Origin of the sequence: Enterobacter cloacae complex sp. (assembly GCF_900322725.1) — a bacterium.
Lineage (GTDB): Bacteria > Pseudomonadota > Gammaproteobacteria > Enterobacterales > Enterobacteriaceae > Enterobacter > Enterobacter quasihormaechei.
In genome coordinates this window covers 3,700,567-3,719,133 of sequence record NZ_LT991957.1, presented here as the reverse complement: position 1 = coordinate 3,719,133, position 18,567 = coordinate 3,700,567, and the positions used below count along the sequence as shown (strand labels likewise).

At 53.8% G+C, this 18,567-nt stretch carries 14 protein-coding genes; 4 read left to right on the top strand and 10 right to left on the bottom strand.

Going from position 1 to position 18,567, the window contains the following annotated elements:
- Positions 1-130 precede the first annotated feature (130 nt).
- The 5 genes from rpsA to DBR02_RS18250 all read right to left on the bottom strand — a co-directional run bounded on the left by rpsA (position 131) and on the right by DBR02_RS18250 (position 6,080).
- Positions 131-1,804 (bottom strand): 30S ribosomal protein S1, encoded by a 1,674-nt coding sequence (gene rpsA / locus DBR02_RS18270; RefSeq protein WP_003858235.1) that lies wholly within the window; start codon positions 1,802-1,804, stop codon positions 131-133.
- Between the two features lie 111 nt (positions 1,805-1,915).
- Complete coding sequence (cmk, locus tag DBR02_RS18265) at positions 1,916-2,599, bottom strand: (d)CMP kinase (RefSeq protein ID WP_000125020.1); 684 nt, start codon at positions 2,597-2,599, stop codon at positions 1,916-1,918.
- Positions 2,600-2,784: 185 nt separating this feature from the next.
- The gene (gene aroA, locus DBR02_RS18260) at positions 2,785-4,068 is read right to left on the bottom strand and encodes a 3-phosphoshikimate 1-carboxyvinyltransferase (protein WP_107535052.1); all 1,284 of its coding nucleotides are present in this window, start codon (positions 4,066-4,068) and stop codon (positions 2,785-2,787) included.
- Between the two features lie 68 nt (positions 4,069-4,136).
- The gene (gene serC, locus DBR02_RS18255; protein WP_063866274.1) at positions 4,137-5,225 is read right to left on the bottom strand and encodes a 3-phosphoserine/phosphohydroxythreonine transaminase; all 1,089 of its coding nucleotides are present in this window, start codon (positions 5,223-5,225) and stop codon (positions 4,137-4,139) included.
- A gap of 162 nt (positions 5,226-5,387) precedes the next feature.
- Complete coding sequence (locus DBR02_RS18250) at positions 5,388-6,080, bottom strand: DUF421 domain-containing protein (RefSeq protein WP_107535051.1); 693 nt, start codon at positions 6,078-6,080, stop codon at positions 5,388-5,390.
- 127 nt (positions 6,081-6,207) lie between these two features.
- On the opposite strand from DBR02_RS18250, the gene ycaO reads away from it, so the two are divergent.
- From ycaO to pflA, 4 genes are all read left to right on the top strand, one after another.
- Positions 6,208-7,968, top strand: a complete 1,761-nt coding sequence (gene ycaO, locus DBR02_RS18245) for a 30S ribosomal protein S12 methylthiotransferase accessory factor YcaO (protein ID WP_107535670.1) — start codon at positions 6,208-6,210, stop codon at positions 7,966-7,968.
- Between the two features lie 406 nt (positions 7,969-8,374).
- Positions 8,375-9,232, top strand: coding sequence for a formate transporter FocA (gene focA / locus DBR02_RS18240; RefSeq protein WP_107535050.1), 858 nt, complete (start codon positions 8,375-8,377; stop codon positions 9,230-9,232).
- 51 nt (positions 9,233-9,283) lie between these two features.
- Complete coding sequence (gene pflB / locus DBR02_RS18235; RefSeq protein WP_015570975.1) at positions 9,284-11,566, top strand: formate C-acetyltransferase; 2,283 nt, start codon at positions 9,284-9,286, stop codon at positions 11,564-11,566.
- 204 nt (positions 11,567-11,770) lie between these two features.
- Positions 11,771-12,511 carry a pyruvate formate lyase 1-activating protein gene (gene pflA, locus DBR02_RS18230; RefSeq protein WP_003858250.1) on the top strand — a complete coding sequence of 247 codons (741 nt, stop codon included), beginning with the start codon at positions 11,771-11,773 and terminating at the stop codon, positions 12,509-12,511.
- Positions 12,512-12,547: 36 nt separating this feature from the next.
- On the opposite strand, the gene DBR02_RS18225 is transcribed toward pflA, so the two are convergent.
- The 5 genes from DBR02_RS18225 to dmsA all read right to left on the bottom strand — a co-directional run bounded on the left by DBR02_RS18225 (position 12,548) and on the right by dmsA (position 18,554).
- The gene (locus DBR02_RS18225) at positions 12,548-13,069 is read right to left on the bottom strand and encodes an anti-virulence regulator CigR family protein (protein WP_107535049.1); all 522 of its coding nucleotides are present in this window, start codon (positions 13,067-13,069) and stop codon (positions 12,548-12,550) included.
- A 123-nt stretch (positions 13,070-13,192) separates the two neighbouring features.
- Entirely contained in the window at positions 13,193-14,341 is a 1,149-nt protein-coding gene (locus DBR02_RS18220) for an MFS transporter (RefSeq protein ID WP_107535048.1), read from the bottom strand.
- Between the two features lie 275 nt (positions 14,342-14,616).
- Positions 14,617-15,480, bottom strand: a complete 864-nt coding sequence (locus DBR02_RS18210; RefSeq protein WP_107535047.1) for a dimethyl sulfoxide reductase anchor subunit family protein — start codon at positions 15,478-15,480, stop codon at positions 14,617-14,619.
- Between the two features lies 1 nt (position 15,481).
- Positions 15,482-16,099, bottom strand: a complete 618-nt coding sequence (locus tag DBR02_RS18205; protein ID WP_017384545.1) for a DMSO/selenate family reductase complex B subunit — start codon at positions 16,097-16,099, stop codon at positions 15,482-15,484.
- Positions 16,100-16,109: 10 nt separating this feature from the next.
- A complete protein-coding gene (gene dmsA / locus DBR02_RS18200) occupies positions 16,110-18,554 on the bottom strand; it encodes a dimethylsulfoxide reductase subunit A (protein WP_107535046.1) in 2,445 nt (814 codons plus the stop codon).
- Positions 18,555-18,567 lie beyond the last annotated feature (13 nt).

The window sequence follows — 18,567 nt, the reverse complement described above, 5'->3', positions numbered from 1 at the left end:
CATTAAACAAGGGCGGCCGTAGCCGCCCTTTGTTATTGATTACAGGACGAATCCTGCAATCTGTCAAGTCTGCTCTCCATCCTTCGCGCTGTAAATGCGTTACAGCTCAAATGATGGTGCGAACCTGAACTTACTCGCCTTTAGCTGCTTTGAAAGCTTCAGCCATTGCGTTGTTAGAGAAGTTTGCATCTTCCTGTTTGTTAACAGTTGCGATTGCATCTTTCTCATCAGCTTCGTCTTTAGCACGAACAGACAGGCTGATTGCACGGTTCTTACGGTCAACACCGGTGAACTTAGCTTCAACGTCGTCGCCAACGCTCAGAACCAGAGTTGCATCTTCAACGCGGTCACGTGAAGCTTCGGAAGCGCGCAGGTAACCTTCAACGCCGTCAGCCAGTTCTACGGTTGCGCCTTTAGCGTCAACAGCAGTCACTTTACCGTTTACGATTGCGCCTTTCTTGTTCAGTGCAACCCAGTTGTTGAACGGATCTTCTGCGAGCTGTTTAACGCCCAGGGAGATACGCTCACGCTCTGCGTCAACTTGCAGAACAACTGCTGCGATTTCGTCGCCTTTTTTGTATTCACGAACTGCTTCTTCGCCTGCAACGTTCCAGGAGATGTCAGACAGGTGAACCAGGCCATCGATGCCGCCGTCCAGGCCGATGAAGATACCGAAGTCAGTGATAGACTTGATTTTACCTTCAACACGGTCGCCCTTGTTGTGGGTTTCCGCGAACTGCTGCCATGGGTTGTTTTTGCACTGCTTCAGGCCCAGGGAGATACGACGACGTTCTTCGTCGATATCCAGAACCATCACTTCCACTACATCACCAACGTTAACAACTTTGGATGGGTGGATGTTTTTGTTGGTCCAGTCCATTTCGGAAACGTGCACCAGACCTTCAACGCCTTCTTCGATTTCAACGAAGCAGCCGTAGTCAGTCAGGTTGGTCACGCGACCAGTCAGTTTAGTCCCTTCTGGGTAACGCTTAGCGATAGCTACCCATGGATCTTCGCCCAGCTGTTTCAGGCCGAGGGATACACGAGTACGCTCGCGGTCGAACTTCAGCACTTTAACAGTGATTTCGTCGCCCACGTTCACGATTTCGCTTGGGTGCTTAACGCGTTTCCACGCCATGTCGGTGATGTGCAGCAGGCCATCAACGCCGCCCAGGTCAACGAATGCGCCGTAGTCAGTGAGGTTCTTAACGATACCTTTGACTTCCATGCCTTCCTGCAGGTTTTCCAGCAGCTGATCGCGTTCTGCGCTGTTTTCGGATTCGATAACGGCACGACGGGAAACAACAACGTTGTTACGCTTCTGGTCCAGCTTGATTACTTTGAACTCAAGCTCTTTGCCTTCGAGGTGCAGGGTGTCACGGACTGGACGAACGTCTACCAGTGAACCTGGCAGGAACGCACGAATACCATTCAGCTCAACAGTGAAGCCACCTTTAACTTTGCCGTTGATAACACCGACCACAGTTTCAGCTTCTTCGTAAGCTTTCTCCAGCGTGATCCATGCTTCGTGACGTTTAGCTTTCTCACGAGACAGCAGGGTTTCGCCGAAGCCGTCTTCTACTGCGTCCAGAGCAACGTCAACTTCGTCACCTACCTGGATTTCCAGCTCGCCCTGGGCGTTTTTGAACTGCTCAGCCGGGATGGCAGACTCAGATTTCAGACCGGCGTCAACCAGTACTACGTCTTTGTCGATAGCAACAACAACACCACGAACGATGGAACCCGGACGGGTTTCGATTTCTTTTAAGGATTCTTCAAACAGTTGAGCAAAAGATTCAGTCATGTTTAATCTTCAGGTTAATATTAACGTCCACCTGGCTCCGTGCCGGATGGGGTTGTTTCACATACCCGCCGTCAATCCATTGCAGCGGGGGTACTGCTAAATCGGTCGCGATTACGCGAGTGCCAGTTTTTGGCGCGCATATTGTAGCGCTTTTTCAATCACTTGCTCAATAGTTAAACTGGTAGAATCCAGCACTAATGCATCTTCTGCGGGAACAAGCGGTGCGACGGCGCGGTTACGATCGCGGTCATCGCGCTCTTTTATCTCGGATAAAAGGCGATCAAAGTTAACACTAAACCCCTTTTCCTGCAACTGAAGCATACGGCGTTGAGCACGTTCTTCCGAAGAGGCGTCAAGGAAAATTTTCACTGGCGCATCAGGGAATACCACGGTACCCATGTCGCGGCCGTCGGCGATCAGCCCCGGCGCTTCGCGAAAACCGCGCTGGCGACGTAACAGCGCCTCGCGAACGCGAGGGAAAGCCGCCACCTGAGAAGCCGCATTGGCCACTTCCTGCGTGCGGATTTCACCGCTGACATCTTCCCCTTCCAGGATCACTTCAAGGTTGCCATCAGTAGAGACAAAGCGCACATCCAGATGCGCAGCCAGCGGTACCAGCGCTTCCTCGGACGCAACATCCACATGATGATGCAGCGCAGCCAGCGCCAGCACGCGATAGATTGCTCCCGAATCTAAAAGATGCCATTGCAATGCTTCCGCCATCGCTTTGCACAGAGTACCTTTCCCTGCGCCACTCGGCCCATCAATGGTGATTACCGGGGCAATTGCCGTCATCTTTTTCTCCTTAATTAAGGCATACCGTTAACATGAACGCCGCGCATTATACGCGCCAACGTGCGCAACTGTTAACTTTGCGTGCAAATTCCGAAATGATTGAAGCAGAGTGTAGAAGAAATGAAAGAAGATGACTGTCAGAAAGCGTAAGGAAATGCCGCATCGGGTGATGCGGCATAAGATCATCAGGCCAGGGTGCTAATGCGCGCCAGCTGCTCGAAGTAGTCCGGGAAGGTCTTTGCCGTACATTTCGGATCGAGGATAGTGACCGGCGTATCTGACAGCGCCACCAGCGAGAAACACATCGCCATGCGGTGATCGTTGTAGGTGCCAATTTCGGCAAATTGCAGTTTTGCCGGAGGGGTAACGCGAATGTAGTCTTCGCCCTCTTCGACCTCCGCCCCCACTTTACGCAGCTCGGTTGCCATTGCGAACAGGCGGTCCGTCTCTTTTACGCGCCAGTTGTAAATGTTCCGCAGCGTGGTGGTGCCTTTCGCAAACAGCGCAGCGGTGGCAATCGTCATCGCCGCATCAGGAATGTGGTTCATGTCCATATCGATGGCGTTCAGCTCACCGTGGGTACAGGCGATGAAGTCATCGCCCCAGGTCACCACCGCGCCCATTTTTTCCAGTACGTCGGCAAAACGGATATCGCCCTGCACGCTGTTGCGGCCAATCCCGGTCACTTTGACGGTACCGCCCTTGATCGCGCCCGCGGCCAGGAAGTAAGAGGCCGATGACGCGTCGCCTTCGACAAGATACTGGCCCGGAGACTGATACTGCTGCCCACCGCGAACCACGAAGCGCTGGTAAGACTGGTTTTCCACCTCAACGCCGAAGGTATTCATCAGGTGCAGGGTGATATCAATGTACGGCTTAGAGACCAGGTCGCCTTTAATGCTGATAACGGTATCCTGTGGGGCCAGCGGTGCGGTCATCAGCAGCGCGGTCAGGAACTGACTGGAGACGCTACCGTCCACCTCAACGTTACCCCCGGTAAATCCACCGCGCAGACGCAGTGGCGGGTAATTTTCCTGCTCAAGATAATCAATCTGCGCGCCGCCCTGACGCAGGGCATCCACCAGATGGCCGATCGGGCGCTCTTTCATTCGCGGCTCACCGGTCAGCACAATATTGTTGTTCCCCAGACACAGCGCTGCGGCCAGAGGACGCATTGCCGTACCGGCGTTACCCAGGAAAAGCTCCAGCGCTTCAGCAGAACGTAACGCGCCGCCGTTACCGGTGACTTCACAACGGGTACGATCGTCGGACAGCGTATAATGAACTCCCAACGCTTTCAGCGCATTGAGCATATGGCGCACGTCATCGCTGTCCAGCAGGTTGGTGAGGACGGTGGTGCCGTGTGCCAGAGCCGCCAGCAGCAGAGCGCGGTTCGAGACACTTTTTGAACCAGGCAGATTAATGGTGCCATCTACCCGCGCGATAGGTTGTAACGTCAGGGATTCCATGAAACTCAACTCTCAACTCAACATAATAAAAACCCCGCAGCAACGCTGCGGGGGTGAAAACCAGCCCGTTAACCGTGACGACGTTCGAAGTCGATCATGAAATCGGTCAGGGCTTTAACGCCTTCCAGCGGCATGGCGTTATAGATAGAGGCACGCATCCCGCCAACCACGCGATGGCCTTTCAGCGCGTGCAGACCCGCCGCGAACGACTCTTCCAGGAATACGCTGTCCAGGCTGCTGTCTGCCAGCTGGAACGGTACGTTCATGCGCGAACGGTTAGCTTTCGCCACATCGTTACGGTAGAAATCGCTCTTGTCGATCGTGCCGTACAGCAGTTCGGCTTTCTGCTGATTGATCTTGTCCATCTGCGCCACGCCGCCGTTTTGCTTCAGCCATTTGAAGACCAGGCCGGAGAGATACCAGGCAAACGTAGGTGGGGTGTTGAACATGGAGTCGTTGTCATTCAGGACGGTGTAATCCAGGATTGACGGGCAGGACTTATGGGCTTTCCCCAGCAGGTCTTCACGGACGATGACAATTGTCAGCCCCGCAGGACCGATGTTTTTCTGAGCACCTGCGTAAATGACGCCGTAGCGGCTGACGTCCAGCGGGGTGGACAGAATGGTTGAAGAGAGGTCCGCCGTCACAATGACATTGTCGCCAAAGTCTGGCTCTTCGTGAATGGCGATGCCGTCGATGGTTTCGTTCGGGCAGTAGTGGAGATACGCGGCGTTGTCAGACAGCTGCCACTCGCTCATCGGCTTCACGGCGCGCAGGCCGTCGACGGTGATTTTGGCATCGATGACATTCGGCGTGCAGTATTTGTGCGCTTCTTTTACCGCACTGGCTGCCCAGTAGCCGGCATCGACGTAATCAGCGGTGGTTTTGTCGCCCAGCAGATTAAGCGGGATACCCGCAAACTGGCCGCGTCCACCGCCGTGACAGAACAATACTTTGTAGTTCGAGGGAATGTTCAGCAGATCGCGAAAATCCTTTTCTGCCTCTTCCGCCACCTGAATAAACGCTTTACCCCGGTGGCTGATTTCCATCACCGACGTACCCAGACCGTTCCAGTCACAAAGTTCCTGTTGAGCCTGTTTAAGCACGTCTGCCGGTAACATTGCCGGACCTGAACTGAAATTAAAGACTTGAGCCATTTCCCCTCACCACGCTAAAAGCCATAAGTTATAACTGTGGATATCGGTTTTATCATTCAGTGACACGCGCCGCAATGTCTAAAACTTATGGCCGGAGAAATGTGCCCCTCGTCACACAAAACAATCTGCCGTACCGTTGTCACAAAACCGACAAAATCGCTGTCAGGTAATGCGCTTAGCCCGGCTAACCTTCGTCCATTCTGGATTCGTACAGCGAGGACATAATTGATGATCGCCCGCCTGCATGCCCACCACGTGGCTACATTTTATGCAGGCATACTCGCCCGCCTCAGGTACGGTTTTGTATCGCTCGATAAGCATATCCGGCAGGATGCACAGCCCGGGCCTGACCTCATCGTCGGGATAGTAATAAATGCTGATTTGACCGTTCGTTTCCATAATCGCCAGACGCACCTGCCCCAGCTGTTCAACGCTGCTGATGCGAAGCTCCATAAAGAACTCAAACTCCGTCATATTGGCGCGTTGCACGTTCTCCCAGGCCAGTTGACCATCTTCGACAATCACCACCGGCTTCCCTTCGAACAGATCTTCCAGCTTTTCGCTTTTCGACATCAGCCACATGACCAGCCGGTAGAGCAGCGCGAGCGTCACGAAGACGACAAAGACCGGCACCATAGGCACATCGTCATAAAAGGCAACGTCCCCCGCCGCTGACCCCAGCGTCAGGATGATCAGCACCTCAAACAACGACATCTGCCGGACGCCGCGGCGTCCGGTGATTTTCAGAAACAGGAAGACGAGAACAAAGGTGTAGAAGCTGCGCAGCGCCACTTCACCTAAAAACTCGGGGGGAACTTTATCAAACGCCATCCGCTGGAGATCAAATGCTTTCATTTTTCTATGCCTTAACAGTAGGTTACTGCTTATAAGCATAGCCCAGCCATTTATTTTCGCCGGAGATAGCACCCGTCACGCAAAACCCGTATCATTGCGCGCTTTACGTACGATAAAAGTGAACGCCATGACTCAAACGTTTATCCCCGGCAAAGACGCCGCTCTGGAAGATTCCATCGCTCGCTTCCAGCAGAAACTGACCGACCTGGGCTTTAATATCGAAGAAGCCTCCTGGCTGAATCCGGTGCCCCACGTCTGGTCCGTGCATATTCGCGACAAAGACTGTGCGCTGTGCTTTACCAACGGTAAAGGCGCAACCAAAAAAGCGGCGCTGGCCTCTGCGCTGGGTGAGTATTTTGAACGTCTGTCGACCAACTACTTCTTCGCCGACTTCTGGCTGGGCGACACCATCGCCAACGGTCCGTTCGTTCACTACCCGAATGAAAAATGGTTCCCGCTGACCGAGGACGATGAACTGCCGGAAGGTATTCTGGATGCGCGTCTGCGTGCGTTCTACGATCCGGAAAACGAACTGACCGCCAGCATGCTGATCGACCTGCAATCCGGCAATGAGGAACGTGGGATCTGCGCCCTGCCGTTCACCCGCCAGTCTGATGAGCAGACCGTCTATATTCCGATGAATATCGTTGGCAACCTGTACGTGTCTAACGGCATGTCCGCCGGTAACACCCGCAACGAAGCGCGCGTGCAGGGGCTGTCTGAAGTTTTCGAACGTCACATCAAAAACCGCATTATTGCCGAATCCATCAGCCTGCCGGAGATCCCGGCTGACGTGCTGGCCCGCTACCCGGGCGTGGTGGAATCCATCGCCAAACTGGAAGCGGAAGGTTTCCCAATCTTTGCCTACGACGGTTCTCTGGGCGGCAAATATCCGGTTATCTGCGTAGTGCTGTTCAACCCGGCCAACGGCACCTGCTTCGCCTCCTTCGGCGCGCACCCTGACTTCGGCGTGGCGCTGGAGCGTACCGTGACCGAACTGCTGCAAGGTCGTAGCCTGAAAGACCTCGACGTGTTTACGCCGCCGACCTTTGATGATGAGGAGGTCGCCGAGCACACCAACCTCGAAACGCACTTCATCGACTCCAGCGGTTTGATCTCCTGGGATATGTTCAAGCAGGACGCGGACTATCCGTTCGTGGACTGGAGCTTTGCCGGTACGACGGAAGAAGAGTTCGCCACGCTGATGGCGATCTTCAACGCGGAGGATCAGGAAGTCTATATTGCCGACTATGAACACCTTGGCGTTTACGCGTGCCGTATCATTGTACCGGGCATGTCCGACATTTATCCAGCAGAAGATCTGTGGCTGGCGAACAACAGCATGGGCGCACATCTGCGTGAAACCCTGCTGGCCCTGCCGGGCAGCGAGTGGGAAAAGGAAGATTATCTGAACCTGATCGCCCAGCTGGACGACGAAGGTCACGATGATTTCACCCGCGTACGTGAGCTGCTGGGTCTGGCAACCGGAAAAGATAACGGCTGGTACACGCTGCGCATCGGCGAACTGAAAGCGATGCTGGCACTGGCGGGCGGCGATCTGGATCAGGCTTTAGCCTGGACCGAGTGGACGATGGAGTTTAACCAGTCCGTCTTCTCCGCCGAGCGCACTAACTATTACCGTTGCCTGCAAACGCTGCTTCTGCTTTCTCAGGAAGACGAGCGCGAGCCATTGCAGTATCTGAACGCCTTTGTTCGCATGTACGGTGCAGATGCTGTTGAAGCTGCCAGCGCGGCACTGAGCGGTGAAGAGCCGTTCTATGGCCTGCAAGCGGTTGACAGCGATCTGAAAGCCTTCCCGGCGCATCAGTCGCTGCTGAATGCGTATGAAAAATTGCAGAAGGCTAAAGCCGCTTACTGGTCAGAATAAGCGCATATAACATTAATGGCAGTAGGCGTATTCAACCGCCTGAGCTATATTACGGGGCAATTTCATTGCCCCTTTTTTTTTATTTTTAGGCAATGACATTTAAATGTAATAGTTAAGTTAACCATGGGTAAATATAAAAATACTTACCTGTGCTTTACTGTTACTAATTATAATAAATACTCCATTTTAATTAACTGTTTTAAGGGAGGCTGAAGGAAAAAATTCAACTCTTTTCATAACTTTTAAAATTTATTTTTATACGGATAATCAAATACTTACTCCGCTTTTGCTGTAAAACCATACACACTGCGGGCCTATAAGCCAGGCGAGATATGATCTATATCAATTTCTCTTCTATAATGCTTTGTTAGTATCTCGTCGCCGACTTAATAAAGAGAGAGTTAGTGTGAAAGCTGACAACCCTTTTGATCTATTACTCCCCGCTGCGATGGCGAAAGTTGCCGAAGAAGCGGGTGTCTACAAAGCAACGAAACATCCGATGACGACGTTCTTTCTGGCCATCACGGCTGGTGTGTTCATCTCCATCGCTTTCGTCTTCTATATCACAGCCACCACCGGCACGGCCGGGATGCCTTTCGGCATAGCGAAACTGATTGGTGGTATTTGCTTCTCACTGGGTCTGATTCTTTGCGTCATCTGCGGTGCCGACCTCTTCACCTCAACGGTGTTGATTGTTGTGGCAAAAGCCAGCGGAAGAATTACCTGGGGTCAACTGGGGCGCAACTGGCTCAACGTCTACGTTGGTAACCTGATTGGCTGTCTGCTCTTTGTCCTGTTGATGTGGCTCTCTGGCGAGTACATGACCGCCAACGGCGGCTGGGGGCTTAACGTCCTGCAAACCGCTGACCACAAAATGCACCATACATTTATCGAAGCTGTTGCTCTCGGCATCCTTGCAAACCTGATGGTCTGCCTGGCGGTCTGGATGAGCTACTCTGGTCGTAGCCTGATGGATAAAGCCATGATTATGGTTCTGCCGGTTGCGATGTTTGTTGCCAGCGGCTTTGAGCACAGTATTGCGAATATGTTCATGATCCCGATGGGGATTGTTATCCGCAACTTTGCAAGCCCGGAGTTCTGGACTGCTGTTGAATCAACCCCGGAAAGTTTTTCACACCTGACTATTATGAATTTCATTACTGATAACCTGATCCCCGTCACTATCGGGAACATTATCGGTGGGGGTCTGTTAGTTGGGTTGACATACTGGGTCATTTACCTGCGTGGCGGCGATCATCATTAATGGTTGTCTCAGGCAGTAAATAAAAAATCCACTTAAGAAGGTAGGTGTTACATGTCCGAGCTTAATGAAAAGTTAGCCACAGCCTGGGAAGGTTTTACGAAAGGTGACTGGCAGAATGAAGTCAACGTCCGTGACTTTATTCAGAAAAACTATACCCCGTATGAAGGTGACGAATCCTTCCTGGCTGGTGCAACTGACGCAACCACCAAGCTGTGGGACAGCGTAATGGAAGGCGTTAAACTGGAAAACCGCACTCACGCGCCAGTTGATTTTGACACCTCCGTTGCTTCCACCATCACTTCTCACGATGCTGGCTACATCAACAAAGCCCTTGAGAAAATCGTTGGTCTCCAGACTGAAGCACCACTGAAACGCGCAATCATCCCGTTCGGTGGCATTAAAATGGTTGAAGGTTCCTGCAAAGCGTATAACCGCGAGCTGGACCCAATGCTGAAAAAAATCTTCACCGAATACCGTAAAACCCATAACCAGGGCGTATTCGATGTTTACACCAAAGACATTCTGAACTGCCGTAAATCTGGCGTTCTGACCGGTCTGCCAGATGCCTATGGCCGTGGCCGTATCATCGGTGACTACCGTCGCGTTGCGCTGTACGGTATCGACTTCCTGATGAAAGACAAATACGCGCAGTTCGTTTCTCTCCAGTCTGACCTGGAAAACGGCGTAAACCTGGAAGCGACTATCCGTCTGCGTGAAGAGATTGCTGAACAGCACCGTGCGCTGGGTCAGATCAAAGAGATGGCGGCTAAATACGGCTGCGATATCTCTGGTCCTGCAACCAACGCTCAGGAAGCTATCCAGTGGACCTACTTCGGCTACCTGGCCGCTGTTAAGTCACAGAACGGTGCAGCAATGTCCTTCGGCCGCGTATCCACCTTCCTGGATGCGTACATCGAACGTGACCTGAAAGCAGGTAAAATCACCGAGCAAGACGCTCAGGAAATGATTGACCACCTGGTCATGAAACTGCGTATGGTTCGCTTCCTGCGTACTCCAGAATATGATGAGCTGTTCTCTGGTGACCCAATCTGGGCAACCGAATCTATCGGCGGTATGGGCGTAGATGGCCGTACTCTGGTAACCAAAAACAGCTTCCGCTTCCTGAACACCCTGTACACCATGGGTCCTTCTCCGGAGCCGAACATCACCGTTCTGTGGTCTGAAAAACTGCCTCTGAACTTCAAGAAATTCGCCGCTAAAGTGTCCATCGACACCTCTTCTCTGCAATACGAGAACGATGACCTGATGCGTCCGGACTTCAACAACGATGACTACGCTATCGCGTGCTGCGTAAGCCCAATGGTTGTTGGTAAGCAAATGCAGTTCTTCGGTGCGCGTGCAAACCTGGCGAAAACCATGCTGTACGCAATCAACGGCGGCGTTGATGAAAAACTGAAAATGCAGGTTGGTCCTAAGTCTGAACCTATCAAAGGCGACGTGCTGAACTATGACGAAGTCATGGAGCGCATGGACCACTTCATGGACTGGCTGGCTAAGCAGTACGTGACTGCGCTGAACGTTATCCACTACATGCACGACAAGTACAGCTACGAAGCCTCTCTGATGGCGCTGCACGACCGTGACGTGGTTCGTACCATGGCGTGTGGTATCGCAGGCCTGTCCGTTGCGGCTGACTCCCTGTCTGCAATCAAATATGCGAAAGTTAAACCAATTCGTGACGAAGACGGTCTGGCTATCGACTTCGAAATCGAAGGCGAATACCCGCAGTTTGGTAACAACGACGCTCGCGTGGATGACATGGCAGTTGACCTGGTAGAACGTTTCATGAAGAAAATTCAGAAACTCACTACCTACCGTAACGCTATCCCGACTCAGTCTGTTCTGACCATCACCTCTAACGTTGTGTATGGTAAGAAAACCGGTAACACCCCAGACGGTCGTCGTGCTGGCGCGCCATTCGGCCCAGGTGCTAACCCAATGCACGGTCGTGACCAGAAAGGTGCGGTTGCCTCTCTGACCTCCGTTGCTAAACTGCCGTTTGCTTACGCGAAAGATGGTATCTCTTACACCTTCTCTATCGTGCCAAACGCGCTGGGTAAAGATGACGAAGTACGTAAAACTAACCTCGCGGGTCTGATGGATGGTTACTTCCACCACGAAGCGTCCATCGAAGGTGGTCAGCACCTGAACGTGAACGTGATGAACCGTGAAATGCTGCTCGACGCGATGGAACACCCTGAGAAATATCCTCAGCTGACCATTCGTGTATCAGGTTACGCAGTACGTTTTAACTCCCTGACTAAAGAACAGCAGCAGGACGTTATCACCCGTACTTTCACTCAGTCCATGTAAGTGGAATTGACTGAAATCACGCGTTAAAAAGCGTACAATAAAGGCTCCACGTCAGTGGGGCCTTTTTAGCACCCTCTTCTCCTCAGTCTCTTTTGTCCGCTATCTATACTTTATGGATAACAGCCAAAACAGACTTCAACACAGCCGGCTTTGAGCTGTGCATACTCAGGCCCCGGACGGGCCGATGCTGGAGATATCACCGCAATGTCAATTATTGGTCGCATTCACTCCTTTGAATCCTGTGGCACCGTCGATGGCCCGGGGATCCGTTTCATCACCTTTTTCCAGGGCTGCCTGATGCGCTGCCTGTACTGCCACAACCGTGACACCTGGGATACCCACGGCGGCAAAGAAGTCACCGTTGAGGATCTGATGAAAGAGGTGGTGACCTATCGCCACTTTATGAACGCGTCCGGCGGTGGCGTGACGGCATCCGGCGGTGAAGCCATTCTTCAGGCTGAGTTTGTGCGCGACTGGTTCCGCGCCTGCCACAAAGAAGGCATTCATACCTGCCTCGACACCAACGGCTTTGTACGCCGCTACGATCCGGTTATTGATGAACTGCTTGAGGTAACCGATCTGGTGATGCTCGATCTCAAACAGATGAACGATGAAATTCACCAGAACCTGGTCGGCGTCTCGAACCACCGTACGCTGGAATTTGCCAAATACATTGCCAACAAAGGCGTCAAAACGTGGATCCGCTACGTGGTGGTGCCGGGCTGGTCAGATGATGATGATTCCGCGCATCGTCTGGGCGAGTTTACCCGGGATATGGGCAACGTGGAGAAAATTGAACTCCTGCCCTATCACGAGTTGGGTAAACACAAATGGGTGGCGATGGGCGAAGAGTACAAGCTTGACGGCGTGAAGCCGCCGAAAAAAGAGACGATGGAACGCGTCAAAGGTATTCTTGAGCAGTACGGCCACAAGGTCATGTATTAAGAAAAAGGCCCGGTGAGAACTGGGCCTTTTTATATTCTATTCAAAGACGCCGTTAATAACGGCAGTCACAATCGCGGTACTCAGGGCAATTAAGACGAGGTCGTCCCCCACCACGCGCCATTCATACCCCGGATAGGACGGAAGCTGGCCGAGCATTGAGGCCGGCACGGTTTTCTTTGCAATGCCCGGAGGCAGCGGTTTACCGCGCGCAAGGTTTTTCGCAATGCCCGGAGGCAGAGAGTCATAGCCCGTTAAGCCATAATTCAGCGCCAGATGGCGGGCGCGATCGAAGCTCACGCGCACATCGACGTCGTTACCGACATCTTTGCTGTTTTTGACGCTTTTATCCGATTTTCCTGGATTATCCTGACCCTTATTTTGCTTATTACCATGGTTGCCGGCGTTGCCGTTACCATGATTGCCGCTATTACCTTGTCCGCCACCGTTTCCGTGGCCACCGCCATTCCCGTTCCCGGGGTTAGCCATGACCGGAGCCGTTGCAAACGTTAAGGACAACACTACGGCAAGTGCGGTAGTGGTAAAACGACGAGTAGACATGATGGCTGCCTTTTTGTGGTAGTACGCATTTGAATTATCGCCAGGCAGTAAAAACGCACAATAAGCAAAAGTCTTATATGTGACAGGGACAAAAAAGCCTGTCATCGACAGGCTTTTAATTCATCAGGCGTGTGCCACCGGCGTGGGATGTTCGCCGACTTTGCGCAGCAGCATTAGCAGATAGATAAACGACACGCTGGCAATCATGATAAACAGCAGGTTATCAGAGTAGTTTTGCATGAGCATGGAGGTGAAAGTCGGCCCCAGCAAACTGCCGATGGTGTAGCTCAGCAATAAAGCCTGGTTCATCGCCACCAGCTGATGATGCTCTACTTTCTCACAGGCCCAGGCCATCGCGACCGGATAGAGCGTAAAGCCCGCAGCCCCCAGAATGAACAGCGCAGGCGCCATCGCGGCGTTACTGAGCATGGCGAGGCAGCCCATGATAACCACAAAAACCTGCACGCGTAGCACCAGCAGGCGACCAAAACGATCGGCCAGACGACCGATCGGCCATTGACCTACAATCCCAGCGCTGACCATGACCGCCATCCAGAAACCGATCCCGGAATCGCTGACGCCCTGATGGTTGAGATAGAGCGGCATCAGGCCATAGAGTGAACCCAGCACAATCCCGGAGATAATGCAGCCGTTAACGCCTAAACGCGCCTGACGAAGCCTGAGCATCGGCCAGACGTGCGTAGCTTCCTGATGCTCACTGCCCTGGTTCACGATTCGGGTGAAGAGCAGCGGCAGGACCGCAGCCAGCACCATGCCCGTTACCCACGGCAGTACGCTCATCAGGTCGGTTGGGAATTTGCTGACCATCAGTTGTCCCAGAACGGTACCGACGTAATACACCATCATGTAAGCCGCCAGCAGACGCCCGCGGTTACGCGAGGTGCCGCTGCACATCAGCGCACTTTCCACCACCACCCAGATCATTGCGCAGCCGACGCCCGCAATAAAGCGCCAGACCATCCAGCTCCAGAAGCCGACCATCAGGCCTAAACCGGCGCATCCGACGGCAAAGATCAGCGACGCCAGATAATAACTACGGTTAAAACCAAAACGCTTAATAAGGCTACCCGTTAATAAGGTGCCCAGCAGATTTCCCGTAAAAAAGGACGAGCTAACCATACCCACCTGCCAGGTCGGTAAGTTTTCATGGGCCAGCCAGAGCGGAACGAGTGTGTTTAACACCGCGATCGCCAGGGTCAGCAAAAGCAGGCCACAGAGCAACAAAAGCACCGGGCGGGTATAGGTGGTCATGGATTAAAAACCGTGAGGAAGTTCAGATTTCGTGCGCATCATGCCACTGGCAAAAACAAAGTCAATCCACCGATTCAGGCGTCACGCACGATATGCGCCACGTCGATTTAAAAAACTCATCCTGCTAATGCAAAGCCTGCTACAGATATTAATTATCTATTTGTTTTTATTTATATCCGGGAAATTCTTAAGCGAAACATCAGTTGAAAAATTTCATGAATGAAAAAAGAAAAGCCGGGCGCTATGTCCCGGCTTTATATAACAAAAAATAAAAACTAGCTGGCGATAGCCATACCGACCGTCATATGCAGACCGTAAAACACGCCGCGGCCAATCAGTTCCCCAGCCAGCACCAGTACAAACGCCAGCGACAGCAACGGCAGCGCAGGCTGGTAGCCTTTAAGCTGAGGGGCAACCCAGCAGACCAGCGCCGCCGTCAGCAGCACCACGCGCCAGGCCATCAGCGAACCGTAATCCGGCACCAGGGCCGAAGCCTGTTGAATAGAGCTGTGAATCGTCGCCAGCTCCGCTCCCTGCATCAGCGCCACAACGGTACTGATGACCAGTGCCAGCAGCGAGACCGCAGGCAGCAGGCGCATTGCCCAACCCGTAACGCCGGCCACGCGCAGCAGCAGATAGCCCAGCAGCGGGCCGCCAATGAACATCGTCAGGAAGAAGCTCATCGGTGTCCAGACGCTGTACCAGGTCGGAACGGTGTCAATCGTGTTGTACACCCGAACCATCATCCAGACGAATACCACGCCCAGTACCATGGTGACGATAAGCCACAACGCGCGTAATCCTGACGGCAGCTTGTTCACCGCTGCCAGCAGCCACCCCAGCCCGCCTACGGCAAAGAAGATTGCGCCGCTGGCAATCTCATTACTCAGCGAAGAGGCGCCCACGCGATTCAGGGAGTTGAACGCGCGCATTGGCGAACCCAGGTGCAGCGTGGAGGCGATAAAGCCAATGCCCATCAGCACCCACAGACCAAACATGCTGAGCACCAGACGCTGCTGGCGTTCGGCACTGAGATTGCCTTTCATAAGCGCCAGCGCGAGGACAATAAACCCGCCCACCACGCACTGCCCAAAGACCGTGAAGATCATCAGCGGCCATTCATGCCATCCACTTCCCATCTCACACCTCCTTCGGGTTTGCCAGGTAGCCGGTGGTGTCACCCGTCGGACGGCTGTTGGCGTTAGGTTTGATCACAATACTCGGCTTCGTGAAGTGCGCAGACGGCAGCGGCGCGACGGCGGCAAGCTGGCCGTGTTTTTTGCGCAGCTCCTCAATCGGGCCAAAGTCCAGCGCGCGCAGCGGGCAAGACTCGACGCAGATGGGCTTTTTGCCGTCCGCCACGCGGCTGTGGCAGCCGTCGCACTTGGTCATGTGGCCTTTGGCAGCGTTGTACTGCGGCGCGCCGTACGGGCAGGCCATGTGGCAGTAGCGACAGCCGATGCAGACGTCCTCGTCCACCACCACAAAGCCGTCGTCGCGCTTGTGCATTGCCCCGCTCGGACAGACCTTGGTACAGGCCGGATCTTCGCAGTGGTTGCAGGCAATCGACAGGTAATAAGCGAAGACATTCTGATGCCAGACGCCGTTGTCCTCCTGCCAGTCGCCGCCCGCGTATTCATAAATACGACGGAAGCTGACGTCCGGAGTCAGGTCCTTATAATCCTTGCAGGCCAGCTCGCAGGTTTTACACCCGGTGCAACGGCTGGAATCAATAAAAAATCCATACTGGGTTGTCATCGGTTACTCCTTACGCCTTTTCAACCTGAACGAGGTTCGTGTGGGATGGGTTGCCCTTCGCCAGCGGCGATGGACGCTGCGTAGTGAGAACGTTGATGCAGCCCGCCTGATCGATGCGATTCGCATCCGGGTTATACCAGGCCCCTTCCCCCAGCGCGACAACGCCCGGCATCATGCGCGGCGTCACTTTGGCTTCGATATGCACCTCGCCACGCCCGTTGAAGATACGTACGCGATCGCCATTACTGATGCCGCGCGCTTTCGCATCCATCGGGTTGATCCATATCTCCTGCCGGCAGGCCGCTTTCAGTACGTCAACGTTGCCGTAGGTGGAGTGAACACGCGCTTTATAGTGGAAACCGGTCAACTGAAGCGGGAATTTCTCCGTCAGCGGATCGTTGTAGTTTTCGAAACCAGGCGTATAGATCGGCAGTGGATCGATAACGTCCCCTTCCGGCAATTCCCAGGTCGCGGCAATTTTTGCCAGCTCTTCCGAATAGATCTCGATTTTGCCCGACGGCGTGGTCAGCGGATTGGCCACCGGATCCTCGCGGAAGGCTTTGTACGCCACGTGATGCCCGTCCGGGTCGCGCTGTTTGTACATCCCCTGCTTGCGGAAGGTATCGAAGTCAGGCAGGTCTGGAATGGCTTTGCGGGAGAGCTCATGCAGATGGCGCATCCATCCTTCCTGAGTGCGTCCCTCGGTGAACTGCTGCTCAACGCCAAGACGTTTCGCCAGCTCGGACGTCATCTCATAGATGGTTTTGCACTCGAAGCGCGGTTTGATGGCCTGGTCAGTGAAGATCACATAGGACATGTTGCCGCAGGAGGCGTCCAGCGCAAAATCCATCTGCTCAGAGGCGGTGCAGTCTGGTAGCAGGATATCGGCATACTTCGCCGACGAGGTCATATGGCAGTCGATCACCACGATCATTTCGCACTTCTTATCGTCCTGCAAGATTTCGTGGGTGCGGTTGATTTCGGAGTGCTGGTTGATCAGGCAGTTACCGGCATAGTTCCAGATCATTTTGATCGGCACATCCAGCTTATCTTTGCCCCGAACGCCGTCGCGCAGCGCGGTCATTTCCGGGCCGCGCTCGATCGCGTCAGTCCACATAAACATGGAGATGCTGGTCTGAACCGGATTGTCCAGCGTTGGCATACGTTCAAACGGTACTTCATACGAGCCTTCACGCGCGCCGCTATTACCGCCGTGAATGCCGACGTTGCCGGTCAGAATTGAGAGCATAGAAATGGCGCGGGTGGCAATCTCACCATTCGCGTGACGCTGTGGTCCCCAGCCCTGGCTGATATAAGCCGGTTTGGCTGAACCGATTTCACGTGCCAGCTGAACAATACGTTCGACAGGAATGCCGGTGATAGTGGATGCCCACTCCGGGGTTTTCGCCACGCCGTCGCTGCCCTGGCCAAGAATATAGGCTTTATAGTGCCCGTTAGCCGGTGCGCTGGCTGGCAGCGTCTTCTCATCATAACCAACGCAGTATTTATCCAGGAACGGCTGGTCGACGAGGTTTTCAGTAATCATCACATACGCCAGCGCATTGACCAGCGCCGCGTCGGTACCAGGGCGAATGGGGATCCACTCGTCTTCACGCCCGGCACCGGTATCGGTGTAGCGCGGATCGACGATGATCATTCGTGCGTTGGATTTGGCGCGCGCCTGCTCAAGGTAATAGGTTACTCCGCCGCCGCTCATGCGCGTTTCGCCCGGGTTGTTGCCGAACAACACCACCAGTTTACTGTTTTCGATATCCGACGGGCTGTTGCCGTCTGCCCAGCCGCCGTAGGTGTAGTTCAGGCCCGCGGCAATCTGTGCGGAAGAGTAGTCGCCGTAATGGTTGAGATAGCCGCCGCAGCAGTTCATCAGGCGCGCTACCAGCGTTTTACCCGGCGGCCAGGAACGGGTCATGGTGCCGCCAAGCGTCCCGGTGCCGTAGTTCAGGTAGATGGATTCGTTGCCGTACTCTTTGATCAGGCGCTGCATGTTGGTCGCGATAATATCGTAGGCTTCGTCCCAGCTAATGCGCTCGAACTTTCCTTCCCCACGCTTACCGACACGCTTCATGGGATATTTCAGACGATCCGGGTTATAAACGCGACGGCGCATTGAGCGGCCACGCAGACAGGCACGAACCTGATGTAACCCTTCGTAGTTATCATCGCCGGTATTGTCGGTTTCTACGTATTTGATTTCACCGTCCACCACGTGCATACGCAGTGGGCAGCGGCTACCACAGTTAACGGTACAGGCACTCCACACCACTTTTTCCGGGGCTGAAGCGGGAGACAGAGCCTCCGCCGCCGACGCCAGTCGGGTAAAGGGGAGCGTAAAGGCGCTGCTGGCAACAGCCAGACCGCCTATTGCCGTGGTTTTCATCAACCCACGGCGAGTGACCTCGGCAGCCATTAACGCTTCAGGCGCTTTGATTTTCATAAAGACTCACTTT

What these genes read in the sequence shown, in the direction of transcription:
- dmsA (WP_107535046.1), bottom strand. Translation starts at nt 18,554, where the DNA reads ATGAAAATCAAAGCGCCTGAAGCGTTAATGGCTGCCGAGGTCACTCGC.
- serC (WP_063866274.1), bottom strand. Translation starts at nt 5,225, where the DNA reads ATGGCTCAAGTCTTTAATTTCAGTTCAGGTCCGGCAATGTTACCGGCA.
- DBR02_RS18205 (WP_017384545.1), bottom strand. Translation starts at nt 16,099, where the DNA reads ATGACAACCCAGTATGGATTTTTTATTGATTCCAGCCGTTGCACCGGG.
- DBR02_RS18250 (WP_107535051.1), bottom strand. Translation starts at nt 6,080, where the DNA reads ATGAAAGCATTTGATCTCCAGCGGATGGCGTTTGATAAAGTTCCCCCC.
- aroA (WP_107535052.1), bottom strand. Translation starts at nt 4,068, where the DNA reads ATGGAATCCCTGACGTTACAACCTATCGCGCGGGTAGATGGCACCATT.
- DBR02_RS18220 (WP_107535048.1), bottom strand. Translation starts at nt 14,341, where the DNA reads ATGACCACCTATACCCGCCCGGTGCTTTTGTTGCTCTGTGGCCTGCTT.
- cmk (WP_000125020.1), bottom strand. Translation starts at nt 2,599, where the DNA reads ATGACGGCAATTGCCCCGGTAATCACCATTGATGGGCCGAGTGGCGCA.
- ycaO (WP_107535670.1), top strand. Translation starts at nt 6,208, where the DNA reads ATGACTCAAACGTTTATCCCCGGCAAAGACGCCGCTCTGGAAGATTCC.
- DBR02_RS18225 (WP_107535049.1), bottom strand. Translation starts at nt 13,069, where the DNA reads ATGTCTACTCGTCGTTTTACCACTACCGCACTTGCCGTAGTGTTGTCC.
- pflA (WP_003858250.1), top strand. Translation starts at nt 11,771, where the DNA reads ATGTCAATTATTGGTCGCATTCACTCCTTTGAATCCTGTGGCACCGTC.
- DBR02_RS18210 (WP_107535047.1), bottom strand. Translation starts at nt 15,480, where the DNA reads ATGGGAAGTGGATGGCATGAATGGCCGCTGATGATCTTCACGGTCTTT.
- rpsA (WP_003858235.1), bottom strand. Translation starts at nt 1,804, where the DNA reads ATGACTGAATCTTTTGCTCAACTGTTTGAAGAATCCTTAAAAGAAATC.
- pflB (WP_015570975.1), top strand. Translation starts at nt 9,284, where the DNA reads ATGTCCGAGCTTAATGAAAAGTTAGCCACAGCCTGGGAAGGTTTTACG.